Source organism: Dactylosporangium sp. NPDC005555 (assembly GCF_040605635.1).
In the GTDB taxonomy this organism is placed as follows: domain Bacteria; phylum Actinomycetota; class Actinomycetes; order Mycobacteriales; family Micromonosporaceae; genus Dactylosporangium.
This window is the reverse complement of sequence record NZ_JBEXDG010000040.1, coordinates 1-24708: the sequence shown is the minus strand read 5'-3', so window position 1 is coordinate 24708 and position 24708 is coordinate 1. Positions and strand designations below refer to the sequence as shown.

General features: G+C 70.9%; 27 protein-coding genes. 8 read left to right on the top strand and 19 right to left on the bottom strand.

The features are described from left to right. Positions 1-110: 110 nt before the first annotated feature. The 8 genes from atpD to ABZS58_RS34155 all read right to left on the bottom strand — a co-directional run bounded on the left by atpD (position 111) and on the right by ABZS58_RS34155 (position 6888). The gene (atpD, locus tag ABZS58_RS34190; RefSeq protein ID WP_354787386.1) at positions 111-1535 is read right to left on the bottom strand and encodes a F0F1 ATP synthase subunit beta; all 1425 of its coding nucleotides are present in this window, start codon (positions 1533-1535) and stop codon (positions 111-113) included. Continuing rightward, entirely contained in the window at positions 1535-2461 is a 927-nt protein-coding gene (locus ABZS58_RS34185) for a F0F1 ATP synthase subunit gamma (protein WP_354787385.1), read from the bottom strand. The genes atpD and ABZS58_RS34185 overlap by 1 nt, the downstream gene beginning before the upstream one ends. A 3-nt stretch (positions 2462-2464) precedes the next feature. Next, a complete protein-coding gene (gene atpA, locus ABZS58_RS34180) occupies positions 2465-4102 on the bottom strand; it encodes a F0F1 ATP synthase subunit alpha (RefSeq protein ID WP_354787384.1) in 1638 nt (545 codons plus the stop codon). A 41-nt stretch (positions 4103-4143) separates the two neighbouring features. Further along, the gene (locus ABZS58_RS34175; RefSeq protein WP_354787383.1) at positions 4144-4962 is read right to left on the bottom strand and encodes a F0F1 ATP synthase subunit delta; all 819 of its coding nucleotides are present in this window, start codon (positions 4960-4962) and stop codon (positions 4144-4146) included. Next, positions 4962-5507 carry a F0F1 ATP synthase subunit B gene (locus ABZS58_RS34170; protein ID WP_354787382.1) on the bottom strand — a complete coding sequence of 182 codons (546 nt, stop codon included), beginning with the start codon at positions 5505-5507 and terminating at the stop codon, positions 4962-4964. Before ABZS58_RS34170 ends, ABZS58_RS34175 begins: the two co-directional genes overlap by 1 nt. 39 nt (positions 5508-5546) lie before the next feature. Beyond that, on the bottom strand, positions 5547-5768 hold the full coding sequence (atpE, locus tag ABZS58_RS34165) for an ATP synthase F0 subunit C (protein WP_354787381.1): 222 nt from the start codon (positions 5766-5768) through the stop codon (positions 5547-5549). A gap of 94 nt (positions 5769-5862) precedes the next feature. Beyond that, on the bottom strand, positions 5863-6639 hold the full coding sequence (atpB, locus tag ABZS58_RS34160; protein WP_354787380.1) for a F0F1 ATP synthase subunit A: 777 nt from the start codon (positions 6637-6639) through the stop codon (positions 5863-5865). 33 nt (positions 6640-6672) lie between these two features. Continuing rightward, positions 6673-6888 carry an AtpZ/AtpI family protein gene (locus tag ABZS58_RS34155; protein ID WP_354787379.1) on the bottom strand — a complete coding sequence of 72 codons (216 nt, stop codon included), beginning with the start codon at positions 6886-6888 and terminating at the stop codon, positions 6673-6675. A gap of 229 nt (positions 6889-7117) precedes the next feature. On the opposite strand from ABZS58_RS34155, the gene ABZS58_RS34150 reads away from it, so the two are divergent. After that, entirely contained in the window at positions 7118-7570 is a 453-nt protein-coding gene (locus tag ABZS58_RS34150) for a hypothetical protein (RefSeq protein ID WP_354787378.1), read from the top strand. On the opposite strand, the gene ABZS58_RS34145 is transcribed toward ABZS58_RS34150, so the two are convergent. Further along, the gene (locus ABZS58_RS34145; protein WP_354787377.1) at positions 7567-7965 is read right to left on the bottom strand and encodes a hypothetical protein; all 399 of its coding nucleotides are present in this window, start codon (positions 7963-7965) and stop codon (positions 7567-7569) included. The genes ABZS58_RS34150 and ABZS58_RS34145 overlap by 4 nt on opposite strands. Then, positions 7962-9212, bottom strand: a complete 1251-nt coding sequence (gene glyA / locus ABZS58_RS34140; RefSeq protein ID WP_354787376.1) for a serine hydroxymethyltransferase — start codon at positions 9210-9212, stop codon at positions 7962-7964. Before glyA ends, ABZS58_RS34145 begins: the two co-directional genes overlap by 4 nt. Positions 9213-9256: 44 nt before the next feature. On the opposite strand from glyA, the gene ABZS58_RS34135 reads away from it, so the two are divergent. Next, complete coding sequence (locus ABZS58_RS34135) at positions 9257-10735, top strand: SDR family oxidoreductase (RefSeq protein WP_354787375.1); 1479 nt, start codon at positions 9257-9259, stop codon at positions 10733-10735. On the opposite strand, the gene ABZS58_RS34130 is transcribed toward ABZS58_RS34135, so the two are convergent. The 3 genes from ABZS58_RS34130 to prmC are packed head-to-tail and all read right to left on the bottom strand — an operon-like array spanning position 10725 to position 12815. Beyond that, positions 10725-11294, bottom strand: a complete 570-nt coding sequence (locus ABZS58_RS34130) for a phosphotyrosine protein phosphatase (RefSeq protein WP_354787449.1) — start codon at positions 11292-11294, stop codon at positions 10725-10727. The genes ABZS58_RS34135 and ABZS58_RS34130 overlap by 11 nt on opposite strands. A gap of 13 nt (positions 11295-11307) precedes the next feature. After that, positions 11308-11943, bottom strand: a complete 636-nt coding sequence (locus tag ABZS58_RS34125; protein WP_354787448.1) for an L-threonylcarbamoyladenylate synthase — start codon at positions 11941-11943, stop codon at positions 11308-11310. Beyond that, a complete protein-coding gene (gene prmC, locus ABZS58_RS34120) occupies positions 11943-12815 on the bottom strand; it encodes a peptide chain release factor N(5)-glutamine methyltransferase (RefSeq protein ID WP_354787447.1) in 873 nt (290 codons plus the stop codon). The genes ABZS58_RS34125 and prmC overlap by 1 nt, the downstream gene beginning before the upstream one ends. A gap of 55 nt (positions 12816-12870) precedes the next feature. Between prmC and ABZS58_RS34115 the strand changes: the two genes are divergently transcribed. Then, positions 12871-14409, top strand: a complete 1539-nt coding sequence (locus ABZS58_RS34115) for a GGDEF domain-containing protein (protein WP_354787374.1) — start codon at positions 12871-12873, stop codon at positions 14407-14409. A 212-nt stretch (positions 14410-14621) separates the two neighbouring features. Here the strand turns inward: ABZS58_RS34115 and ABZS58_RS34110 are convergent, their stop codons facing one another. From ABZS58_RS34110 to rpmE, 3 genes are all read right to left on the bottom strand, one after another. Beyond that, entirely contained in the window at positions 14622-14828 is a 207-nt protein-coding gene (locus ABZS58_RS34110; RefSeq protein ID WP_354787373.1) for a hypothetical protein, read from the bottom strand. 128 nt (positions 14829-14956) lie between these two features. Then, positions 14957-16063: a peptide chain release factor 1 gene (gene prfA / locus ABZS58_RS34105; RefSeq protein WP_354787372.1), complete on the bottom strand. Its 1107-nt coding sequence runs from the start codon at positions 16061-16063 to the stop codon at positions 14957-14959. A 109-nt stretch (positions 16064-16172) separates the two neighbouring features. Beyond that, a complete protein-coding gene (gene rpmE / locus ABZS58_RS34100; RefSeq protein WP_354787446.1) occupies positions 16173-16406 on the bottom strand; it encodes a 50S ribosomal protein L31 in 234 nt (77 codons plus the stop codon). Between the two features lie 196 nt (positions 16407-16602). Between rpmE and ABZS58_RS34095 the strand changes: the two genes are divergently transcribed. Both ABZS58_RS34095 and ABZS58_RS34090 read left to right on the top strand, forming a co-directional pair. Continuing rightward, the gene (locus ABZS58_RS34095) at positions 16603-17673 is read left to right on the top strand and encodes an RNA ligase (protein WP_354787371.1); all 1071 of its coding nucleotides are present in this window, start codon (positions 16603-16605) and stop codon (positions 17671-17673) included. Then, a complete protein-coding gene (locus ABZS58_RS34090; RefSeq protein WP_354787370.1) occupies positions 17673-18572 on the top strand; it encodes an AAA family ATPase in 900 nt (299 codons plus the stop codon). Before ABZS58_RS34095 ends, ABZS58_RS34090 begins: the two co-directional genes overlap by 1 nt. On the opposite strand, the gene ABZS58_RS34085 is transcribed toward ABZS58_RS34090, so the two are convergent. From ABZS58_RS34085 to thrB, 3 genes are all read right to left on the bottom strand, one after another. Then, positions 18569-18760: a DUF2945 domain-containing protein gene (locus tag ABZS58_RS34085; protein WP_354787369.1), complete on the bottom strand. Its 192-nt coding sequence runs from the start codon at positions 18758-18760 to the stop codon at positions 18569-18571. The two genes, ABZS58_RS34090 and ABZS58_RS34085, sit on opposite strands and share 4 nt — an antisense overlap. Positions 18761-18820: 60 nt before the next feature. After that, positions 18821-21010, bottom strand: a complete 2190-nt coding sequence (rho, locus tag ABZS58_RS34080) for a transcription termination factor Rho (protein WP_354787368.1) — start codon at positions 21008-21010, stop codon at positions 18821-18823. Between the two features lie 293 nt (positions 21011-21303). Continuing rightward, positions 21304-22257 (bottom strand): homoserine kinase, encoded by a 954-nt coding sequence (gene thrB, locus ABZS58_RS34075; RefSeq protein WP_354787367.1) that lies wholly within the window; start codon positions 22255-22257, stop codon positions 21304-21306. Positions 22258-22305: 48 nt separating this feature from the next. On the opposite strand from thrB, the gene ABZS58_RS34070 reads away from it, so the two are divergent. The 3 genes from ABZS58_RS34070 to ABZS58_RS34060 are packed head-to-tail and all read left to right on the top strand — an operon-like array spanning position 22306 to position 24605. Then, the gene (locus tag ABZS58_RS34070; RefSeq protein WP_354787366.1) at positions 22306-23505 is read left to right on the top strand and encodes an MFS transporter; all 1200 of its coding nucleotides are present in this window, start codon (positions 22306-22308) and stop codon (positions 23503-23505) included. A gap of 27 nt (positions 23506-23532) precedes the next feature. Then, positions 23533-24384 carry an SPFH domain-containing protein gene (locus tag ABZS58_RS34065; RefSeq protein ID WP_354787365.1) on the top strand — a complete coding sequence of 284 codons (852 nt, stop codon included), beginning with the start codon at positions 23533-23535 and terminating at the stop codon, positions 24382-24384. Positions 24385-24395: 11 nt separating this feature from the next. Continuing rightward, positions 24396-24605, top strand: a complete 210-nt coding sequence (locus tag ABZS58_RS34060; RefSeq protein WP_354787364.1) for a hypothetical protein — start codon at positions 24396-24398, stop codon at positions 24603-24605. The last annotated feature ends 103 nt before the right edge of the window (positions 24606-24708 follow it).

The window sequence follows — 24708 nt, the reverse complement described above, 5'->3', positions numbered from 1 at the left end:
ACACTTCAGAGCGTGACGCACGTCACGCCCTCGCGATGGGGAGTTCGCTGAAAAGCAGCAGAAAGGGCGCCCCACGACAGCGGGGCGCCCTCTGCGATCAGATCAATACGTCACTTCATGAGCTCGTGCGCGTTGCGCTCGAGGTCCTCGAGCCCACCGCACATGAAGAAGGCCTGCTCGGGGAAGTGGTCGTACTCACCCTCGGAGATCTTCTTGAACGACTCGATCGTCTCCTTGAGCGGGACGGTCGAACCGGGGACGTTGGTGAACTGCTCCGCCGCGTAGGTGTTCTGCGACAGGAACCGCTCGATGCGCCGGGCACGGCCGACCGTGACCTTGTCCTCTTCGGACAGCTCGTCCATACCGAGGATGGCGATGATGTCCTGCAGGTCCTTGTACTTCTGCAGGATCCGCTGGACCTCACGGGCGACCGTGTAGTGCTCGAGGCCGACGTACTCCGGCGCGAGGATCCGCGAGGAGGACGCCAGCGGGTCCACGGCAGGGTAGATGCCCTTGTCCGAGATCGACCGCTCGAGGTTGGTCGTCGCGTCCAGGTGGGCGAACGTGGTGGCCGGCGCCGGGTCGGTGTAGTCGTCGGCGGGCACGTAGATCGCCTGGAGCGAGGTGATGGCCTTGCCCCGGACGGAGGTGATGCGCTCCTGGAGCTGACCCATCTCGTCGGCCAGGGTCGGCTGGTAGCCAACGGCGCTCGGCATACGGCCGAGCAGCGTCGAGACCTCCGAGCCGGCCTGCGTGAACCGGAAGATGTTGTCGATGAAGAGCAGCACCTCCTGGTTCTGCACGTCACGGAAGTACTCCGCCATGGTCAGCGCGGACAGCGCGACCCGCAGACGGGTGCCCGGCGGCTCGTCCATCTGGCCGAAGACCAGGGCGGTCTTGTCCAGAACGCCACCCTCGGCCATCTCCAGGATGAGGTCGTTGCCCTCACGGGTGCGCTCGCCCACGCCGGCGAACACCGAGGTGCCACCGAAGTTCCGGGCGACCCGGATGATCATCTCCTGGATCAGGACGGTCTTGCCGACGCCGGCACCACCGAACAGACCGATCTTGCCACCGCGCACGTACGGCGCGAGCAGGTCGAGCACCTTGATGCCGGTCTCCAGCATCTCGGTCTTCGGCTCGAGCTCGGCGTAGGCCGGAGCCTTGCGGTGGATCTCCCACCGCTCGTTGATCTCGAGCTTCGACTCGTCGGCGTTGAGCACCTCGCCGAGGGCGTTGAAGACATGGCCCTTGGTGATGTCACCGACGGGCACCGAGATGCCGGAGCCGGTGTCGCGCACCTCGGCGCCGCGGACGAGACCGTCCGTCGGCTGCATGGAGATGGCACGCACCAGGTTGTCACCGAGGTGCTGCGCGACCTCGAGCGTCAGCTTCTTGGTGCCCTCGGAGAGGGTCACCTCGACGTGCAGCGCGTTGTAGATTTCGGGCATGGCGTCGCGCGGGAACTCGGCGTCGACGACCGGGCCGATGACCCGGACGACGCGGCCGACCGCGGTCTTCGCTGGTGCAGTCATCACACATCACTTCCCGCCGCCGCCAGCGCGTTGGCGCCGCCGACGATCTCACTGATCTCCTGGGTGATCGCCGCCTGCCGCGCGGAGTTCATCTCGCGCGTGTACCGCTTCAGCAGGTCGTCGGCGTTGTCTGAGGCGCTCTTCATGGCGCGACGGCGGGCCGCCGACTCACTCGCCGCCGAGTCCAGCAACGCCGCGAAGATCCGCGTGTTGATGTACTTCGGCAGGAGCGCCTCGAGCAGCTCCTCGGCCTCCGGCTCGAACTCGTACGCCGGCAGCGGCCCGGAGACCTGCTGCTCCTCGACCTCCATCGGAGCGACGATGCGCGCGACGGGGGTCTGCGTCATGAGCGAGCGGAACTCGGTGTGGACCATGTACAGCTCGTCGACACCGTAAATGCCGTCGGGGCCGGGGCCTTCCGCCGTGTCGTCCGCACCGTTGACGAAGGCCTGGATCAGGGTCTCGCCGATCTCCCGCGCGTTCTCGAAGCGCGGCTGCTCGGAGAAGCCCGTCCAGCTGCCCGCGATCTCGCGACCGCGGAACCGGTAGTACGCCACGCCCTTGCGCCCGGAGACGTAGAGCGCGACCTGCTTGCCGTCGGCGCGCAGACGTGCGATGAGCTGCTCGGTCTGGCGGATCGCGTTGGCGTTGTAGCCGCCGCAGAGTCCGCGGTCGCTGGTCACCACCAGGACCCCGGCCCGGCGGACCGGGTTGCGGGGCACCAGCAGCGGGTGGTCGACGTTGGTGTTGCTCGCCAGTGCCGTCAGCACGCCCGTGATCGCCTCGGCGTAGGGGCGCGACGCGGCGACCCGCTCCTGCGCCTTACCGATGCGGCTCGTGGCGACGAGCTCCTGCGCCTTGGTGATCTTCTTGGTCGACTTGACCGTGCGGATCCTCCGACGCAGTGCCTGTACCTGACCGGCCATGGCTCAGCCCGACTTCCGGACCTGGCGGGTGACGGTCTCGCGAGCCTGCTCACCCTGCAGCGCCTTGGCCGGGGCCTCGTTGACCGACGCGTCCGCGCCCTTGACCGCGAAGCTCTGCTTGAAGTGCTTGATCGCGTCGGTCAGACCGTCGATCGCGTCCTGCGGCAGCTTCTTCGACTCGGCGATGCCGCCGATGAGGTCCTTGCGGTTGCTGTGCAGGAACTGCAGGAACTCGGCCTCGAAGCGACGCACCTCGCTGACCGGGATGTCGTCGAGCTGGCCGGTGGTGCCGGCCCACACCGAGACGATCTGGTCCTCGACCGCGAACGGGGAGAACTGCGGCTGCTTGAGCAGCTCGACCAGGCGGGCACCCTTGTCCAGCTGGGCCCGCGACGCCTTGTCCAGGTCGGACGCGAACGCCGAGAAGGCCTCCAGCTCGCGGTACTGCGCGAGGTCCAGCCGCAGGCGGCCGGCGACGTCCTTCATTCCCTTGACCTGGGCCGAGCCGCCGACGCGGGACACCGAGGTGCCGACGTTGATGGCGGGACGCACACCCTGGTTGAACAGGTCGGACTCGAGGAAGACCTGACCGTCGGTGATCGAGATGACGTTGGTCGGGATGTAGGCCGAGATGTCGTTGGCCTTGGTCTCGATGATCGGCAGACCGGTCATCGAGCCGCCGCCGAGCTCCTCGGACAGCTTCGCGCAGCGCTCCAGCAGCCGGGAGTGCAGGTAGAAGACGTCACCCGGGTAGGCCTCGCGGCCCGGCGGGCGGCGCAGCAGCAGCGACACGGCGCGGTAGGCCTCGGCCTGCTTCGTCAGGTCGTCGAAGACGATCAGGACGTGCTTGCCGCCATACATCCAGTGCTGGCCGATGGCCGAGCCGGCGTAGGGGGCGAGGTACTTGAAGCCGGCCGGGTCGGACGCCGGGGAGGCGACGATGGTGGTGTACTCCATCGCGCCCTGCTCCTCCAGGATGCCCTGGGTGGCGGCGATCGTCGAGGCCTTCTGGCCGATGGCGACGTAGATGCAGCGGACCTGCTTCTTCGGGTCGCCGGACTTCCAGTTGTCGCGCTGGTTGATGATCGTGTCGAGCGCGACCGTGGTCTTGCCCGTCTTCCGGTCACCGATGATCAGCTGGCGCTGGCCCCGGCCGATGGCGGTCATGGCGTCGATCGCCTTGATGCCGGTCTGCAGGGGCTCCTTGACGGGCTGGCGGGCCATGACGTTGGGCGCCTGGAGCTCCAGCTCGCGGAAGCCCTCGTTGGCGATCTCGCCGCGGTCGTCGATCGGCTCGCCGAGCGGGTTGACCACGCGGCCCAGGAAGGCGTCGCCGACCGGGACCGAGAGCACCCGGCCGGTCCGCTTGACCTGCTGGCCTTCCTCGATGCTCTCGAAGTCGCCCAGGACGACGACACCGATCTCGCGGACGTCAAGGTTGAGCGAGACGCCGAGCGTGCCGTCCTCGAACTCGAGCAGCTCGTTGGCCATCGTCGAGGGAAGGCCCTCGACCTGGGCGATGCCGTCGCCGGCGTACGAGACGACGCCGACCTCCTCGCGGGAGATCCGTGAATCAACGGACGACACGTAGCGCTCGAGTGCGCCCCGAATGTCGTCCGAGGAGATGGTCAGCTCGGCCATTCCTCAACCTTCTATCTGGAAGTGAATCAAGCTTCGGGGATTTAGTTGGCGAGTGCCGTCTTCGCCTCGGCGAGACGACGCGACACCGTGCCGTCATACAGGTCCGAACCGACCTTGACCCGCACGCCACCGATGATGCGCGGATCGACGTCGACCTTCAGGGAGACCTGCCGGCCATACAGCTCGGCGAGCCGGTCGGCCAGGCGCTGCTCGTCGGCCTCGGTCAGCGGGACCGCGGTCGTCACATAGGCCACCGAGTGGTCGCGCTGCTTCGCGGCCAGCTCGATCAGGCGGGTGAGCGAGCTCTCGAAGCCCCGGCCACCGAACCCGGCGGCCGCCAGCTCCGCCAGCCGCGCCGTCGCCGGCTTGGCCTTGGTGCCGAGCAGGTCCTGGATGAGCTGGACCCGCGCCTCCAGCGGCGACGTCGAGTCGGCGAGCGCCGAGGCGAGGCGGGAGTCGCCGGAGACGATCTGGCCGAACCGGAAGAGCTCGTCCTCGACGTCGGCGAGGTCGCCGGCGCGGTCGACGCCGGAGAGCAGCGCGGTGACCCCGAGCAGCTCGACGCCGTCCAGGAGTGCACCGGGGCCGGACCAGCGGCCCGTGACCAGAGCCGCGAGGATGTCGAGGGCCTCGTCGCTCACCTTGCCCGTCAGGACGGAGCGAAGGAGCGCGGCGTGGTCCTCGCCGGAGCGGCCCGGGTCGGCCAGGGCCCGGCGCAGCCGCCGCTCACGCCCCAGCAGACCGGCGACCGCGAGGATCTCCTCGGCGGTCGCGCTGACCCGCTGAACGTCAGCGCTCGCCGCGAATGCGGCGAGCTTGTCGGCAGCGGCTCCGTAGGACTCCCGGTTGATGGTGTCCATCAACGCCGCCCTGCGGTGCCGGCAGGACTGTCACCGATCTCGTCGAGGAACCGCTCGACCGTGCCACGGCGGCGGGCCTCCTCCTCGAGGGACTCCCCGACGATCCGACCGGCGAGGTCGACCGCGAGCGAGCCGATCTCGGCGCGCAGCTGGCGGACGATGCTCTGCCGCTCGGTCTGCAGGGCCTCGCGGCCCGCCGCGATGATGCGGTCGCTCTCCTCACGGGCCTTCGCGAGGATGTCCTCACGGATGCCCGTGGCGTCGGCGCGCGCCTCGTCACGGATGCTGGCCGCCTCGGTGCGGGCCTCGGCGAGCTGCTGCTTGTACTGCTCCAGCAGCCGGTTCGCCTCGACCTGCGCCTCTTCGGCGCGCTTGATGCCACCCTCGATCGCGTCGACCCGTGCGCGGAAGGTCTCCTCCATGCGCGGGAAGACGAACTTCATCAGCACGTAGCAGAGGACGCCGAAGGCGATCAGGCCGACGACGATCTCCTGCCAGATCGGGATGATCGGGTTGTGCTCTGCCCCTTCTGCGAGGAACAGCATGGGAAACCTCCCGCTCTAAATGTTGGTGGAGGCGGGGGCTTACTTGAAGACGAAGCCGAAGGCGATACCCAGCAGGGCGAGCGCCTCGACCACGGCGAAGCCGAGGAACATGTAGGTACGGGTCAGACCGGCCGACTCCGGCTGGCGAGCCGTCGACTGGATGTACGACGCGAAGATGATGCCGACGCCGATGCCGGGGCCGATGGCGGCGAGGCCGTAGCCGATGGCGCTGAGGCTGCCGTTGACTGCTGCCAGGATCATGTGGAATTCCTCCTGAGATCTCGCGTGACGCACACGCGGGACAACTGAAAAAGGTGGTGCTGTTCGCTATCGAAAGCGGGGGGGGTATAGCGGCTCAGTGCTCGTCGGCGAGGACGCCGGCCAGGTAGTTGGCGGTCAGCAGCGTGAAGACGTAGGCCTGCAGCGCCGCGATCAGCAGCTCGAAGAACGTGAGCCCGATGGTCATCGCCCACGACACGAGCGAGATGGGCTTGAGGAAGAAGCTCTCCGCGTTGAGCAGCGCGAAGCCGCCGAGCGTGAAGACCAGCAGCAGCATGTGCCCGGCGAACATGTTGGCGAACAGACGCAGGGCAAGCGTGACCGGCTGGAGGATGAAGGCCTGCAGGAACTCGATCGGGATCAGCAGGAACTGCATGTACCACGGGGCGGGCAGATAGACGGCGTGCTTGATGTAACCGGCGAAGCCGTGCTTCTTGATGCCCTGGAACAGGTACAGCACATAGGTGCAGATCGCCAGGGCGGCCGGGAACGCGATGTGCGCCATCGGCGAGACCTGGATGAACGGGATGATCGAGAAGACGTTGCCGACCAGGATGAAGCAGAACAGCGAGGTCAGGTAGGGCGCGAACTTCAGCCCGTGATGACCGATGACGTCCTTGGCGACGCCCTCCCGCACGAATCCGTAGATGGACTCCGCGAGCCACTGCTTCTTCGTCGGGACGATCTTGGGCTCACGGTAGGACACCAGGAAGTAGATCAGCACCAGCGCGACGGCAAGCCACAGGAAGAGGCTGAACTTGGTCAGCCACGGTGCCGCATCCCAGAGACTGGGGGGGAAGATGTCTTCCACGCTGGGCGGGAAAGGCGTCTCCGCCAAAACCAGACCGCTCACCACGTCCCTCTCGTTATCGATTCAACCGATGCGTCAGGCGCCGAGGCGCTTGACGACCAGGTAGATGCCACCAACAGCGCCGAGCACGCACCCGATCGCCGTGATGATGCCGCCGGCGTTGAGCCATTCGTCGATCAGCCAGCCGACGAAGCCCCACACGGCGATGCCCGAGATGAGGTATCCGACGGCGGCCCAACCTTCGTTGGCGCCACTCGATCCGGACTGCTTGGGTGTCGGGTTACCGGCCATGACGCGGTGACCATATCAGCCTGCCGGGGGCACCCGTGCATCGACCCCCGCGTGCTCGTCGCGCGGGGGTTGCTCTGAGGGCCGGATGCCATCAACCGACGGCCGTCAACGTTACTACGCCGAACGCTTGGCGAACGTCAAGTACACGACTGATGCGTGAGTGAATGTTGCGCACGGTCACCCCCAGAGGGTTAGCTGAAGCCTCAGGATAACAATGCGTACTGGGGTGATGACCTTGCGCAACACCGTCATCGCGTTTTTCTTGATTCTCGCGGCCGTGGTGGTCACGAAGACCGGCGGCGAAAGCAGGCCGAGCGCGGCCACGGGCGGCGGCAGCGGCCGTGTGGTGTGTTCGGTTTCACCGCAGCGTCCGGTCGAGAAGGACGGCAGGATCGTCGCCGCGGCGCAGTTCCGCTGCGACTCCCCCGGCCCCGACGGGCTCACCGTCACCGTGCACCTGCAGCGCGGCGGTGCCGGCGGCTGGACCACCGTGGCCAAGGACACCTTCGTCAGCAACTCGGTCTACACGACCCGCGAGGAGTCCGCGGCGGCCAGGACGCGGAAGGTGAGCGCCGCCTGCGCGGCCGGCACGTTCCGCACGCTGGTCGAGGCGTCCGTGTTCGACGCCAGGCGCAGCACCCCGCTGTCCGACGAGAGCGGCGAACGCAGGGATCCCTGTTAGGACGGCTCGATCTCGACGTAGGGGATCTTCGCCCGCCAGACCCAGACGGCCTGCGCGGCGACCCACACCAGCGTGCCGGCGATCACCGTCGCGCCCAGCCACGGCAGCCCGCCCCAGCCGGTCTCCGCGACGATCCACATGACCACACCGATGATCGCGAACTTCAGGATGTACGTGCCGAGCGCCACCGGCATGAGCATGTGCCTGGCCTTCAGGTCGGTCACCGCGACGATCAGGCTGGACGCCGTGTAGCTCAGCGCGACCAGCCCCAGGCCGGCGAGGGCGCCGAGCGCGCCGTCGGCGCCGTCGCGCCAGCCGCCCAGGGGCGCGGCGACCACGAGCAGGATGCCCATCGCGATCAACGCAGTGGGCAGATGCTGCAGCCGCTTCCTCATGAAGGAGCAGGATACGCGGGGAACCGGCCGACCAGGTCGGTCACCCGGTCGCCGACCCGCTCGCCGCGGATCGCCGCACCGATCAGCGACGCGATCTCGGCCATCTCCGCCTCGCCCATCCCCTGCGTGGTGACCGAGGGCGTGCCGACCCGCACCCCCGACGCGGTCATCGGCTTCTCCGGGTCGTACGGGATGGCGTTCTTGTTCAAGGTGATGCCCGCCGCGTCACAGCGCTCCTCCGCGTCGCGGCCGGTGATGCCGAGACCGCGCAGGTCGATCAGCGCGAGGTGGGTGTCGGTGCCGCCGGACACCGGGCGCATCCCCTGCGCCGAGAGGCCCTCGGCGAGCGCCCGCGCGTTGCGCACGACCTGCCCCGCGTAGTCCGCGAACGCCGGCTGGGCGGCCTCGTGCAGCGCGACCGCCTTCGCCGCGACCGCGTGCATCAGCGGCCCGCCCTGCGTGAACGGGAAGACCGCCTTGTCGATGCGCTGCGCGAGCGCCTCCCGGCACAGCAGCATGCCGCCGCGGGGGCCGCGCAGCACCTTGTGCGTGGTGCAGCTGACCACGTCGGCGTGCTCGACCGGCGACGGGATCGCCCCGCCGGCCACCAGGCCGATGAAGTGCGCCGCGTCGACCATGAGGTAGGCGCCGACCTCGTCGGCGATCGCGCGGAAGCGGGCGAAGTCGATCAGCCGCGGATAGGCGGTGGCGCCACAGATGATCATCGCGGGCCGATGGGTGAGGGCCAGGTCGCGCACCCCGTCGTAGTCGATCAGCTCGTCCTCGCGGCGCACCGGGTACCCCACGGTGTTGAACCACTTGCCGGAGAAGTTGACCTTGCTGCCGTGGGTGAGGTGCCCGCCGTGCGGCAGCTCCATCGCCAGGACGGTGTCGCCGGGCATGAGCAGTGCCGCGTACGCGGCGAGGTTGGCGCTCGCGCCGCTGTGCGGCTGCACGTTGGCGTGCTCGGCGCCGAACAGCGCCTTGGCCCGCTCGACAGCGAGCTCCTCGGCCCGGTCGACGGCCGCGCAGCCGCCGTAGTAGCGGCGGCCCGGATAGCCCTCCGCGTACTTGTTGGTCAGCGTCGAGCCGAGCGCGGCGAGGACCGCCGGCGACGTGAAGTTCTCGCTCGCGATGAGCTGCAGGCCGCCACGCAGCCGCCGCAGCTCGTCGAGGACGACGTCCGCGATCTGCGGGTCGGTCTCGCGGAGCGCGTCGAAGTCCGGCCCCCAGTAGGTGTCGCCCATGAAAACGAGTCTAGGGCCCAGCCACGCAGGGTAAGCATGAAGTCATGCGATGCCTCGTGACCGGCGCGACCGGCTATGTCGGCGGCCGGCTGGTCCCCCGCCTCCTCGCCGCCGGGCACGACGTGCGCTGCCTGACCCGCGACCCGCGGCGGCTGCGCGACGTGCCGTGGGCCGGCCGGGTCGAGATCGCCACCGGTGACGTCGCGGAGGACAAGGGGCTCGCCGAGGCGATGCGCGACGTCGACGTCGTCTACTACCTGGTCCACGCGCTCGGCCAGGCCGCGTTCGAGGACGTCGACCGGCTCAGCGCGCTCAACCTCGCCGTCGCCGCGCTGGACGCCGGGGTGCGGCGCGTCGTGTACCTCGGCGGACCGGTCCCCGACAAAACGGCCTCCGCGCATCTGAGGTCCCGTGGCGAGGTCGCCGACATCTTCCTGCGCAGCGGCGTGCCGACCGTCGTGCTGCGGGCCGCCGTCATCATCGGGTCGGGCTCAGCGTCGTTCGAGATGCTGCGGTACCTCACGGAACGGCTGCCCGTGATGGTCACCCCGCGGTGGGTGCACAACCGGATCCAGCCGATCGCGATCCGCGACGTCCTGCGCTACCTGGTCGCCGCGGCGACCGTCTTCCCGGTGCCGCTCAACCGGGCGTTCGACATCGGCGGGCCCGACGTGCTCACGTACGCCGACATGATGCGCCGCTACGCGCGGGTCGCCGGTCTCCCGCCGCGCGTGCTGCTGCCGGTGCGGGCGCTGACGCCGTGGCTGTCGTCGCACTGGGTCGGCCTGGTGACGCCGGTGCCCAACCGGATCGCCCGGCCGCTCGTCGGCAGCCTCATCCACGAGGCGGTCTGCCACGAGCACGACATCGCCGCATACGTGCCCGACCCGCACGACGGGCTCGCCGGCTTCGACCTCGCGGTGCGCCTCGCCCTGCGCAGGATCCGCGACGCCGACGTCGAGACCCGCTGGGCCAACGCGGTGCTGCCCGGCGCGCCCAGCGACCCGCTGCCCTCGGATCCTGCCTGGTCCGGCGGCACGGTGTACCGCGACGAGCGCACCCGGCCGGTCGACGCCGCACCTGAGCGGGTCTGGCGCGTCATCGAGGCGATCGGCGGGCGGAACGGCTGGCATTCCTTCCCGCTCGCCTGGTCGATCCGCGGGTGGATGGACCGGCTCGTCGGCGGGGTCGGGCTGCGCCGCGGCCGCCGCGACCCGCACCGCCTCTTCGTCGGCGAGGCGCTGGACTTCTGGCGGGTGGAGGAGATCGTGCCGGGCGAGCTGCTGCGGCTGCGCGCCGAGATGAAGATGCCCGGAAGGGCCTGGCTGGAGATGCGGGTCGCGCTCGATCCGCACGGCCGCACGGTGTACGAGCAGCGCGCCGTCTTCCTGCCGCGCGGCCTGGCGGGGCACCTGTACTGGCTGGCCGTGGCTCCCTTCCACGCGGTCGTCTTCGGCGGGATGGCGCGCAACATCGCCCGCTCCGCGCAGAAGGAGCCGGCCCTGGAGATGGTCAGCGGCTGAGCAGCGCCTTCGCCAGGGGCCGGGTCAGGGCCTGGACCTGGTCGGCGACGATGCCGAAGAAGTCGTCCGGGCGTCCCCACGGGTCGGCCAGGTCGTCCTCGCCACGGACCTCGTCGCGGGCCTTGTCGACCAGGTCGACCAGGGCCACTCCCCGCTCGTAGACATCCCCGGTCGACGACAGTTGCGCGGTCACCGCCGGCAGGAGGCGGGCGAACTGCCCCCACACGAAGGTCCGCCCGGCGGCGTCCGGTCGCAGCGACACCACGAAGTCGACCTGCTCGGCGGTCGCGGTCAGCACCAGATCGGAGGCGTCGACGTGCTCGGCCAGGAGCTTGCGGGCGCGGAAGCCGGTCGTGTCCCCGCCGCGGGCGACGACCTGCCGCGCGGCCTGCGGGTCCATCGGGTGCCCCGCGTGCCAGCCGCCGGTGCCCGCGCCGTGGACGTAGACCAGGTCCGGGTCCGCGCCGAGGGCCGCGAGGTCGGCGACGAGCAGCCGCTCGGCCATCGGCGACCGGCAGATGTTGCCCATGCAGACGCACAGGACGCTGAACGGCGCCATGCTCATCCCGGCGTCAGTCCAGACCGATCAGGCTCGGCACGACCTCACGCAGCTTCTCGACGGGGATCGCGCCGGCCCGCAGCACCCGGTGCTCGCTGTTGGTCACCGAGATGATCGTGCTGGCGACCGGCTCGGGGCACGGGCCGCCCTCCAGGTAGACGCTCACCGCATAGCCCAGCTGGTCGCGGGCCTCGGTCGCGGTCTCCGCCGCCGGCTGGCCCAGCTTGTTGGCCGACGACACCGCCATCGGGCCGGTCTCGCGCAGCACCTCGAGGGCGATCGGGTGCAGCGGCATGCGCACCGCGACCGTGCCGTCGCCGCCGCCGAGGTCCCACTGCAGGCTCGGCGCGTGCTCGACCACGATCGTCAGCGCGCCCGGCCAGAACGCGTCGACGAGGTCCCGCGCCGCCTGCGGCAGCCCGAAGACCAGGCCGTCGAGGGTGTGCCGGGACCCGACGAGCACCGGCACCGGCGCGGTGCTGCCCTTGGCATTGTTGAGCGCGGTGACCGACCAGGTCTTGAAGGCGTCGGCGCCGATGCCGTAGACCGTGTCGGTCGGCAGGACGACGAGATCGCCCCGGCCCACCGCCTCGATCGCGGCGGCGATTCCGCGCTCGCGCTCGGCAAGCTGGCTGCAGTCGTAGAGCATCACGCGGCTAGTCTGCCACCCGCGTGGCGGTGACTTCTCCTGGCGGTGACGAATCGCGGGCGCCCGGCCAGATCCCGGTGGTCGGTCACGTCGTCGAAGTGCCCCGTCGCCCGCAGCAGCGCCGGCAGCGACTCGCCGTGGCTGTCGTCGTGCTCGATCCCCAGCCGGCCGCCGGGGCGCAGCAGGCCGGCGGCGCGGGCGACGAGTCCGGGCATGAGCGCGAGACCGTCCTCGCCGGCGAACACGGCGTCATGCGGATCGTGCGCCGCCACCTCGACATCGACGGGCGCGCCCTCCGGGACATAGGGCGGGTTGCTCACCACCAGGTCGACCGTCCCGTCGAGGTCGCGCAGTGTCGCCGGGTCGGTCACGTCGCCCTCGACCACCCGCACCCCGGGCGCCAGCGCCGCGACGTTGCGCCGCAGCCAGACCAGGGCCGCCCGGCTCTTCTCCACGCAGTACACCTCGGCGTCCTGCGTCTCGAGGGCGATCGCGATGGCGCCCGATCCGCCGCACAGGTCCACGATCCGGTTGGCCTTCTCCTGCCCCGCCCACTCCACGAGCAGCTCCGTCTCGAACCGTGGGACGAAGACTCCCGGGCCGACCGCGATCTCGTGCCCGTGGAACGGGGCGGTGCCGGTCAGGTGCTGCAGCGGGATCCGCTCGGCCCGCCTCTTGATCAACTCGTCGATCCCGGCTGCCTGCGCGGCGTCCGGCGGCGGCGCCGTCAGCAGGCGCGACCTGGGGATCCCCAGCACGTGCGCGGCGATCAGCTCCGCGTCGACCCGCGGCGAGGCCACCCCCGCACCACGCAGCACGGCGGTCGCGGATGTGATCACCACGGAAAGCGTGGGCAACAGGGGTCCGGGCATGTCATCTTCGGTGCTGTGCACCCCATAATCATGGGGCGCGCGGAAGGAGGGTCCGATGGCGGTGGCAGACCGCACGTCGGAGCTGTCCCGCGCCCGGCGGATGATTTTCGACGACCGCCTCGGTGAGGCGATGACGGTCATCGACCGCGTCCTCGACGGCGACCAGTCACCGCACGACCGCGTAGAGGCGCTCACCCTGCGGCTCATCGCGCTGATCAACATGGGCCGCGCCGACGACTATCCCGGCGCCCTCGACACCGGTCTCGCCGCCGCCCGTCAGGTCCAGAACCCCGCGCAGTACGGGGAGCTGCAGGCCCTCGCCGCGATCGTCGCCCTGCGGGCCGGCTCCCTGGACCGCTGCGTGCGCGCCCTCGTGCACGGCTCCCGCGCCCTCGGCGCCGTCGAGCTCACCGACGAGGCCACCGCCTGGGCGTGGCACAACCTGGCGATGGCGTATTCGTACACCGGCTTCCACGAGCACGCGAACGCGGCGATGGAGAAGGCCCGCGAGGTCGCCGCCGAGGTCGGGGTCGCCACGGCCAACACCGACTTCGCCACCCCGCAGATCCGCCTCCTGCACGCCGTGGAGCTCGACCACCGCGGCGACAGCGAGGGCTGCCGGCGCATCCTCCGCGACGTCGTCATGGACCTCGAGCGCAAGCACAAGGACAACGACCTCGACCGGCTGCGCCCCATCGCCCGCGGCGCGCTCGGCTACGCGGTCCTGCGCCTGGGCACCCTCGGCATCCAGGACCTCGTCACCGACGTCGACCCGTGGCCGCTGCTGGAGTCCGCCGGAATGTCCACCCGCGCCCGCGACCTGCGCACCCTCGGCGCCGTGTGCAAGGCGATCGCCGAGCGCCGCCCGATCGAGGCCGTCGCCCGCCTGGAGACCGCCCACGTCAGCGACGACTCCCTGGGCGCCGCCGAGCAGCACCGCCTGCGCGCGCTGGCCCATCTCGGCACCGGCGACTACCGCGCCGCGTATCACGCCGACCGCGCCGCCTTCCACGTCGCCAACATCCAGCCCGACCGGCTCCGCGACCTCTTCGTCGAGGGCGTCGCCGCGCTCCTGGACCACGAGGACCTGGTCCGCCGCGTCGACTTCCACCGCGGCGAGGCCCAGACCGACCCCCTGACCGGGCTGCCCAACCGCCGGTACCTGGAGGAGCACGTCAAGAAGCTCGTGGCCGCCGGCGGCCACGCCGTCCTGGGCGTCTGCGACCTGGACGGCTTCAAACAGGTCAACACCCGCCACGGCCACCTCTCCGGCGACCTCGTCCTCCAGCGCGTCGCCGGCGTGCTCAACCGCGTCATGCGCAAGGGCGACTTCGTGGCGCGGTACGGCGGCGACGAGTTCGTGGTCGTCCTGCCCACCACGTCGGCGGCCGAGGCCCGCGAGATCCAGCGCCGCATCGTCGCCGCCATCGCCGCCGAGGACTGGCACTCCCTGGTGCCCGGCACGCCGGTGGGGGTGACGATCGGCTGGGCCGGCCTGTCGGGCGAGGACTTCGAGTCGGTCGCCGAGGCGTTCGAGGCCGCCGACCACGCCATGCTCCGCGCGAAAACCCCCCGCCCGCGCGCCGCATCCTGAGCGATCAGGGGCCACTGCGCCGCGTGCCGCCGAGAGCGGGTGTCATGTCATTGTTGCTTGACCGACATTTCGGATTTGCGCCGCCGGAGAAGGGGGCAGAGGTTCCCCATGATCCGGAAGAGTTCTCGTCGCCCTGGCGACACAAGGTCTTCCGGATCACGAGAAGGGCGGCACCCGCCGCTTGCGGTGGGGCGGAAATACGGCGCGGAAGCTCAGCGGGTGGCGTGCAGGATGCGGGCGTTGTCCTCGCGGATCCGGGCGCGCTCCTGGTCGGCGCACACCGCGGCCCACGCGTTGGCCTTCGCGGTGGGGACGCGGTCGGCGCCCAGCATCGACAGGCCGACCTTGTAGATGAGGTCGGCAGCGGTGCCGACCACTACGCGCGGGGCTGCGGACAGGTCGACAGGCGTCGATGACATAGCGTCCCTCCGGAGGCTCTGGTGGCAGCGGTGATCACGATCGGTAAGGTCGTTCGGGTCGAAACGCTACCTGAACCCAGCGTGCCGCTGCACCGTTTCCGCTATGTGACGTCTGCGTTAGACCCGCATCACCCTCGGCTGAGCTGGTCGTCACCCGCGAGCCGGGCCTTGCGGTCGGCGTCTGCCAGGGCGTCCAGGACGCTGTCGAGGTCGCCGGCCATGGCCAGGTCCAGGTTGTACGCCGTGTAACCGATCCGGTGGTCGGAGATGCGGTTCTGCGGATAGTTGTACGTCCGGATCCGCTCGGAGCGGTCGACGGTGCGCACCTGGGAGCGGCGGGCGTCGCCGGCGGCCGCGGCGGCCTGCTCCTCGGCGAGGGCGGCCAGCTTGACCTTGAGCATGCGCATCGCGCGGTCCTTGTTCTGCAGCTGGGAGCGCTCGTTCTGGCAGGAGACGACGATGCCCGTCGGCAGGTGGGTGATGCGGACCGCCGAGTCGGTGGTGTTGACGCTCTGACCGCCCGGGCCGGAGGAGCGGAACACGTCGATGCGCAGGTCGCCGGCGTCGACCTCGATCTCGCCCGCCTCCTCGATCTCGGGGGTCACGAGGACACCGGCGGCGCTGGTGTGGATGCGGCCCTGGGACTCGGTGGCCGGCACGCGCTGGACCCGGTGGACGCCGCCCTCCCATTTGAGCCTCGACCAGACGCCGTTGCCGGCGTCGGGGATGCCGCGGGTCTTGATCGACACGGCGACGTCCTTGAAGCCGCCGAGGTCGGACTCCTGGGAGTCGAGCAGCTCGGTCTGCCAGCCGTGGCGCTCGGCGTACCGCATGTACATCCGCAGCAGGTCGCCGGCGAACAGCGCGGACTCCTCGCCGCCCTCCCCCGCCTTGACCTCGAGGATGACGTCCTTGGCGTCGTTGGGGTCGCGCGGGGCGAGCAGCTCGGCGAGGCGCTCCTCGATGTGCGGGATGCGCGCCTCGAGCTCGTCGGCCTCACCGCCGAACGCCGGGTCCTCCGCGGCCAGCTCGCGGGCGGCCGTGAGGTCCTCGCGGGCCGCGTCGAGCTCGCCGGAGGTCTTCGCGATCGGCGACAGCTCGGCGAAGCGCCGGCCGGTCTTGCGGGCCAGGGCCTGGTCGGCGTGGATGCTCGGGTCGGCGAGCTTCTGCTCGAGCTCCTGATACTCGGCGAGGAGCGCCTGCAGTCGCTGTCCGGAGGAGGTGTCGGTGCTCATGTCTCGCGCGCCCCAAACGAAGAACCGGAAAGGAGAAGTAGCCAAGGACGAAGTCGGCGCCCGCACCGAACCCCGGGGAAACGGGGCGGTGCGGGCGCCGGACGTGCAGCTACTTGCCGCTCTCGGCCTTCTTGGCGGCGGCCTTCGCGTACTTCTGCTGGAACTTCGCGACCCGGCCGGCCGTGTCGAGCACGCGCTGCTTGCCCGTGTAGAACGGGTGGCAGACGGAGCACGTCTCCACATGGATCGCGCCGCCCTTGGCGGTGCTGCGGGTGGTGAACGCGTTTCCGCAGGAACAGGTGACCTCGGTGGTCGCATACTGCGGGTGGATGTCCGGCTTCATGGCCGCGGTCCTTTCGTCGGTGGTCGCCGGGTCGCCATATGGCGTGAACCGGAACCTGGTCTGGCCGTCGGTCAAGTCTGCCATGAGCGGGTCATGACACCTCAACCGGTGTCTGTAACGCCACCCACCCCGCCCGCATTCCCGCCCCGTTAACCCGTCGCGACCGTTGGCGGGCCCACCTACGCTGGCCCGTGCTATGGACCTCCACGACGCACTTCACATCGACGCACTGTGCGACCCGGCGCTGCTGGCCGAGATGGCCGGCGGCGGCTTCGTGCGCACCCAGCGCCACCCCACGCTGCCCCTGCTGATCCACAACTACACCGAAAAGGCGCAGTACGACAACGTCTGGAACGCGGCGACGCTCGCGTGCCGGGGCCTCGTCGTGCACGCCGAGACGGGCCAGGTCCTCGCGCGGCCGTTCACGAAGTTCTTCAACCACGGCCAGCCGGGCGTGCCGGAGATGGACTTCGACGGTCCGGTCCGCGTCACCGACAAGGCCGACGGTTCGCTCGGCATCATGTACCCGACCCGGGACGGCTGGGCGTTCGCGACCCGCGGCTCGTTCGACTCGGAGCAGGCGCGGCACGCGACGGCGCTGTTCCGTGCGCGGTACGCCGGCAGCTTCACGCCGCCCGAAGGTCTCACGGTGCTGGTGGAGATCATCTACCCGTCGAACCGGATCGTGCTCGACTACGGCGGCCTCGACGACCTCGTGCTCCTCGGCGCGGTCGACATCGTCACCGGGCGCAGCCACGGCCCGGACGCGGTGCCGGGGTGGCCGGGCCCGGTCGTGGACACCTTCGCCCACGCGACGCTCGCCGACGCGCTCGCCGCGCCGCCCCGCGACAACCGCGAGGGCATGGTCGTGCACTTCACCGGCCCCGACACCCGGCTGAAGATCAAGTATGCGGAGTACGTGCGGCTGCACCGGATCGTGACCGGGCTCAACGCCCGCGTCGTGTGGGAGGCGGCCGGGGACGGCACCCTCGACGTGCTGCTGGAGCCCCTGCCCGACGAGTTCCACGCGTGGGCGACGAAGATCGCCACCGGGCTGCGCGAGGAGGCGGCCGCGCTCGCCGCCGACGTCGAGGCCGCGTACGAGGCGACGGTCGCCGCCCTGCCGGAGGGCTGGGGGCGCAAGGAGTTCGCGATCGCCGTCGCGAAGCACCCGGCGCGCAGCTGCCTGTTCCTGCGGCTGGACGACAAGGACTACCGGGGTCTGCTGTGGCAGCGGATCCGGCCCAAGGTGACGGAGGAGAGCTGATGGCGTCGCTGACGATCACCCGGGGCCTGCCCGCCTCGGGCAAGACCACCTGGGCGCGCGGCCAGGCGGGCCTTGTCCGTGTCAACCGCGACGACCTGCGCGCGATGATGCACGGCGGGCGGATCGACGACGACGCGCGGCGCGGGCGTGCCGAGAAGGAGGTCACGCAGGCACACCACGCGGCGATCGACGCGCTGCTGCTCGGCGGGGCCCATGTCGTCTGCGACGACACCAACCTGCGCGGCCGGGTCGTGCGCGAGCTGGCGGAGCTGGCCGCGAAGCACGGCGCGGCGTTCACGGTGCGCGACTTCACCGAGGTCCCGGTCGACGAGTGCGTCCGGCGCGACGCGCTGCGCGAGGGGCCGGGCCACGTCGGCGAGGACGTCATCCGCTCGATGCACCAGCGGTACCTGGCGGGCCGCGTCCTGCCGCTGCCGCTGCCCGTGCTCGACGCCGCGGGTGTCACGTACGAGCCACCGCCGGACGCGCCGCGGGTGGTCCTGGTCGACATCGACGGCACGGTCGCCCTGATCAACGACCGCAGCCCGTACGACGTCAGCCGGGTCCGCTTCGACCTGCCCAACGCGCCGGTGATCGCGGCGGTCCGGGCGATGCACGCGGCAGGGCACGAGATCGTGTTCTGCTCCGGTCGCACCGACGACTGCCGCGACGACACGGCGGCGTGGCTGCGGGAGCACGTGGGCGTGCCCTACGCGGGCCTGTTCATGCGCGTCACCGGCGACCAGCGTCGCGACAGCATCGTGAAGCAGGAGATCTTCGACAAGGAGATCCGCAGCCGCTACCACGTGGTGGGCGTCTTCGACGACCGCCAGCAGGTGGTGCGGATGTGGCGGGCCCTCGGCCTGACCGTCTTCCAGGTCGCGGAAGGAAACTTCTAGCTCAGCGCTTCCGGCCTGTGGACGGCCTCGCGGCCGGTCCTGTCGCTCTTGACGACGAACTGCGGCTCGTCCTCGGAGGCTGCGACGGTACGGCCGGCCGCCTCGGTCCGACCGGTGACCTTGCGTATCACGGTGCCGTTGACCGTCTTGCCGTGCGAGCGCCAGCGGATCTTGTCTCCACGTCTCATATGGGACCGGATACCCGGAAGCCCCCGTAGGACACGTCCTACGGGGGCTTCCGCGGTTCGCTACTCGCCCGGCGTGGTCTGGGCGATCTGCATGAGGAACTCGACGTTGGTCCGGGTCTTCTTCAGCCGGTCCAGCAGCAGGTTGAGCGCCTCCTGCGAGTCGAGCGCGTGCAGCACCTTGCGCAGCTTGATGACGATCGCGAGCTCGTCGGGCGCCAGCAGGATCTCTTCCTTACGGGTGCCGGACGGGTCGATGTCGATCGCCGGGAAGATGCGCCGGTCGGCGATCTTCCGGTCGAGCTTGAGCTCGGCGTTGCCGGTGCCCTTGAACTCCTCGAAGATGACCGTGTCACCGGTGGAGCCGGTCTCGACCAGCGCCGTGGCGATGATCGTCAGCGAGCCGCCGTTCTCGATGTTGCGGGCCGCGCCGAGGAACCGCTTCGGCGGGTAGAGCGCCGTCGAGTCGATACCACCGGACAGGATGCGGCCCGACGCCGGCGACGCGTTGTTGTACGCGCGGCCGAGCCGGGTGATCGAGTCGAGCAGCACGACGACGTCGTGGCCCAGCTCGACGAGCCGCTTGGCCCGCTCGATCGACAGCTCGGCGACCGTGGCGTGGTCCGTCGGCGGGCGGTCGAAGGTGGAGGCGATGACCTCACCCTTCACCGACCGCTGCATGTCGGTGACCTCTTCGGGCCGCTCGTCGACCAGGACCACCATCAGGTGGCACTCGGGGTTGTTGCGGGTGATCGCGTTGGCGATCGACTGCAGCACCATCGTCTTGCCGGCCTTCGGCGGCGACACGATGAGCGCCCGCTGACCCTTGCCGATCGGCATGACGAGGTCGATGACGCGGGTGGTGAGGATGTGCGGCTCGGTCTCCAGCCGCAGGCGGTCCTGCGGGTAGAGCGGGGTCAGCTTGTAGAACTCGGGGCGGCGCTTGGCCTCCTCCGGGTCCATGCCGTTGACCGTGTCGAGGCGCACGAGCGGGTTGTACTTGTCCCGCCGCTGCTCACCGTCGCGCGGCTGGCGCACGGCACCGGTCACGGCGTCACCGCGGCGCAGACCGTAGCGCTTGACCTGCGACATCGCGACATACACGTCGTTGGAGCCCGACAGGTAGCCGGTGGTCCGCACGAACGCGTAGTTGTCGAGCACGTCGAGGATGCCGGCGACCGGCACGAGGACGTCGTCGTCGCTGACCTGCGGCTCGTTGCCACCGCGGGCGCTCGCGGCGCCGGTCGGCTGCAGCTGCTCGCCGTCGCGGTCGCGACCCCGGCGGCGGTCCCGGAAGCGGCTGCGCCGCCCGCGGCGGCCCGTGCCGTCGTCGTCGCCGTCGTCGTCGGCGTTGAAGGTGCCGCGCTGGTTGCGGTCGCCGGCCGCGCGGTCGCCGCCGCTGCTGCGGTCAGCGCCGATGTTGCGGTCGCCGCGCTCCGAGGTCCGCTCGCCGGCGCGCTCGGCCCGGTCGTTGCGGTCGGTCCGATCGGTGCGCTCGGCCCTGTCCGTGCGCTCGGCCCGGTCGGTGCGCTCAGCGCGCTCGGTGCGCTCGGCCCGATCGCCACGGTCGGTGCGCTCGGCCCGCTCCGGACGCTCGGCCCGCTCGGTGCGCTCCGGACGCTCGGCCCGCTCAACGCGGTCGGTGGTGCGCTCGGCCCGGTCGACGGTGGTCCGCTCCGCCCGGTCGGCGGTGGTGCGCTCGGCCCGGTCGACGGTGGTCCGCTCCGCCCGGGTGCCGCGGGTGCGGGCCGGACGCTCGGTGGCCTCCGCGGCCGGCTCGGCGGGCGCCTGCTCGGTGACGGGCGCGGCGGCGGGAGCCTCGGCGGCGGCCGCACGCGGCTCCGGCGGCCCTGCGGCCCGGGTGGCCCGGCGCGGGGCCCGGGTGACGACGGCGGGCGCCTCGGCCGCGCCCTGCGTGGCGGACGGCCAGTCCTGCTCCGACGGCTCGGCGGCGCGCGCCTCGGCGCGGGCGGCGCGCGTGGAGGCGGTCTTGGCGGCGGGAGCGGCCTCGGCGGCCGGCCGGGAGTCGCCGGCCTGACGCTCCTGGATCGCCGTCACCAGCTCGCCCTTGCGCATCCGCGCGGTGCCGGAGATGCCCAACGAGGCGGCCAGGCTCTGCAGCTCAGGCAGCAGCATGCCGGACAGCCCGGTGCCTGAGCGGCGCCGACGCGTCGCCCCGGTCTCGGTGCCGTCGGTCTCGACCGCCGCGCGGTCGCTCGAGACATCCGACGTGACGTCGGTGGTGTCGCTCAATGGATTCCTTCCCTCGTTAGGCCGGGATGCCCGGAGACGAGACACGGTGGCCGGGCGGCCCGGGGGCTCCCGCCTCGCTGCCTTGCAGCGGCGGTGCGGAAGGTGTTGCAGCACTGTGCGGTGAGCCGGACGCCACCATCTGCGGCCTGGCCCAGCCGTGCGCACGCGACCACAGGAGACGCGGGTTGGCGGCCGGGCGTGCGTAAGGGGTGCCACGGAAATCGGAGCACGCCGCCCCGCATGAGATCGCCGCACGGAGCGGCTGCTGTAGGACTAGAGAGTAATCAACTCGCCTAGCCAGCGGCAACAGGGTCCCGATCGGCGTGTTCCAGCGTACCCCACACCAGGTCAACCCCGACGAGCGCACCCACCAGATCGACATCGAGCGGCAGCACCCGCCAGCCGGGCAGCGGTGACGGCGCCCATCCGCCGGTCGCCAGCGCCAGGACGCTCGGTCCCGCGCCGGAGATGACGGCGCTGACGCCCTCGCTCCGCAGCGCCGCGACCAGGTCGGCGCTACCGGGCATGGACGCCGCCCGATACCCCTGGTGCAGCCGGTCCTCGGTGGCCGCGAACAGGTGCGACGGATCGACGGTGATCGCATGCACGAGCAGCGCGGCGCGGCCCGCGTTCAGGGCGGCGTCGGCGTGCGGCACGGTCGCCGGCAGGGCGGCCCGGGCCACATGGGTCAGTCCGCGCTCCTCCGGCACGAAGACGAAGGGGCGGACCGCCGCGGCCGGCTCCACCCGCACCGCGGCGGCACCGGCGTCCTCGGTCCACGCGATCGTCATCCCGCCCAGCAGGCACGGCGCCACGTTGTCCGGGTGTCCTTCGAGCTCGGCGGCGACGCGCAGCAGCCCGCCCTCGTCGAGCCGCTCCGCACCGTCGTCGACGAGCGCTCTGGCCAGGGTCACCCCGGCCACGATCGCCGCTGACGACGAGCCCATGCCGCGCGCCTGCGGGATGCGGTTGCGGCAGCGCAGGGCCAGGCCGGCGGGCCGCTCCCCCAGCTCGTCGAACACACGCCGCATGGCCTGCACGACCAGGTGCGTCTCGTCACCCGGCAGATCGCCGGCGCCCTCGCCGACCACCTCGACGGTCACGCCGCCGGTCACACCGCCGCCGGTCACGCGCGCCTCGACCTCGTCGTACAGCGACAGCGCCAGCCCGAGCGCGTCGAAGCCTGGTCCGAGGTTCGCGCTGGTCGCGGGGACGCGGACGGTGACGGGAGTGGGCAGCAGGGCCATGCCGATAATGAGATCACGGCTTCCGGAGCGCGCCCTAGGGTGGGCCGGGTGCCTCCCACATTGTCGATCCTGGTCCGCAACCGCGACTTCCGCCGGCTGTTCTCCGCGGACCTGATCGGGCTCGGCGCCGACTGGTTCGTGCAGATCCCGCTGCTCACCCTGCTGCTGCAGCTGACCGGGTCCGGGCTGTGGGGCGCGCTGATCCTCGCCGCGGACGTCGGCGTGATCGCGCTGCTGCAGCCGTACGCCGGGGTGATCGCCGACCGGGTCGACCGGCGCAGGATCCTCGTCGCCGCCGAGCTGGCCATGGCCGTCGCCACGCTCGCGCTGCTGCTGGTGCGGACGGCGGAGACGGCCTGGCTGGCGGTCGCCGCCATCGCGGTCATCGCGGTGGCGAAGGCGTTCTTCGTGCCGGCCGCGGCGGCGGCGCTGCCCAACGTGGTCGACGCCGAGGACCTGCCCGCGGCGAACGCCCTGTCCGGGTCGGCATGGGGCACGATGCTCGTCGTCGGGGCGTCCCTGGGCGGCATCGCGTCGGCGCTGGTCGGCGCGTACTGGTGCTTCGCCGTCTCCAGCGCGCTGTGCTTCCTCTCCGCGCTCCAGGTCGCGCGGGTACGCCGCCCGTTGCAGGTCCAGCTGGCGGCGGTGAAACCGGAGATCGGCGAGGCGGTGCGGTACATCCGCGGACACCCGAAAGTCGCCTCGCTGGTCACGGTCAAGGCCGCCGTCGGCCTCGGCAACGGCGTCCTGACCACCTTTCCGCTGCTCGCCGCCGCCTACGGGGTCGGTCCGCTGGGCGTGGGACTGCTGTTCGCCGCCCGGGGGCTCGGCGCGCTGATCGGCCCGTTCGTGCTGCGGCGGGTGCTGTCCCACCCCTCGTGGCTGCTGCCCGGGCTCGCCGTGTCGATGTCGGTGTACGGGCTGACCTACCTGGCCGCGAGTACGTCGCCATGGTTTCCGCTGGTCCTGGCCTGTGTCACGCTCGCGCACCTGGCCGCCGGCGGCAACTGGATGATGTCCAACTACGCGCTGCAGGCCGAGGTGCCGGACGCGCTGCGGGGCAGGGTCTTCGCCACCGACGTGATGCTCGCGCTGCTGTCGGTCGCGGTGTCGCAGCTGATCGTCGGCGCGTTCGTCGACCGCGTCGACCCGCGCGTCCTGGTGGCGATCTGCGGCGCCGTGACGCTCGTCTACGCGGCCGGCTGGGCGGCGGTCACCACGAGGCAGCATCGTGCGGTATCGTTGTGATATCACTTCGATAGCTAGGGGATCGTCATGGAAAGACGAGCGTTCCGCGCACCTGGGTTCCTGATCCTGCTCGCCCTGCTCGTGCTGATCGGCGGCGTGGTCGCATTCGTCGCCGGCCAGCCCGAGGACACCGCCGGCGCGCTCGTCGCGGTCACGGTCACCCTTGCCGCGCTGCTCATGACGGGCTTCACGGTGGTCAACCCCAACGAGTCGCGCGTCGTGCAGTTCTTCGGGCGGTACATCGGCACGATCCAGAGCACCGGCTTCCACTGGACGGTTCCGTTCAGCTCGAAGCGCCGGGTGACGCTGCGGGTGCGCAACTTCGAGACGGCCCGCCTGAAGGTCTCCGACGCCGACGGCAACCCCGTGGAGATCGCGGCGGTCGTCGTCTGGCGCGTGGTCGACACGTTCAAGGCGTCGTTCGGCGTCGACGACCACATCTCGTACGTCGCGGTCCAGGCCGAGGCCGCCGTCCGGCACCTGGCGACCAGCTACCCCTATGAGGCCCACGACGACGGCCGCACCAGCCTCCGCGAGGGCACGATCGTCAGCGAGGAGCTCACGGTCGAGCTGAGCGAGCGCGCCGCCCTCGCCGGCGTCGAGGTGCTCGAGTCGCGCATCACCCACCTCGCGTACGCGCCGGAGATCGCCCAGGCCATGCTCGCCCGCCAGCAGGCCAGCGCCATCGTCGGCGCCCGCTTCAAAATCGTCGAGGGCGCGGTCGGCATGGTGCAGAGCGCCCTGGACCGGCTGCGGGAGTTGGAGGTCGTCGAGCTGGACGAGGAGCGCAAGGCCCAGATGGTGGCCAACCTGCTCGTCGTGCTCTGCGGCGACCGCAACGTCCAGCCGGTCGTCAACACCGGCTCGCTCTACAGCTGAGGTCCCCGCTCGTGGCCGAACGCAAGAAGCTGCTCCTGCGCCTCGACCCGCAGGTCTACGACGCTGTGGCCCGCTGGGCGTCCGACGACCTGCGCAGCGTCAACGCGCAGATCGAGTTCGCCCTGCGCCTGGCCCTGCGCCAGGCCGGCCGCAACCCCCGCCCCTCCACCACTCCCACCGACGACGCCGACGTTTCTCATGATCCGGAAGAGTCCGTGTAGTCAGGGGTCAATGCCGGTGAGTTAAGCGTTCAGGGTGATGGATGGGGCTGGATGGTGACTGTGAAGGTTGCTGTCCAGCTTCGTTGTTTGCGGCCGGGTTGTT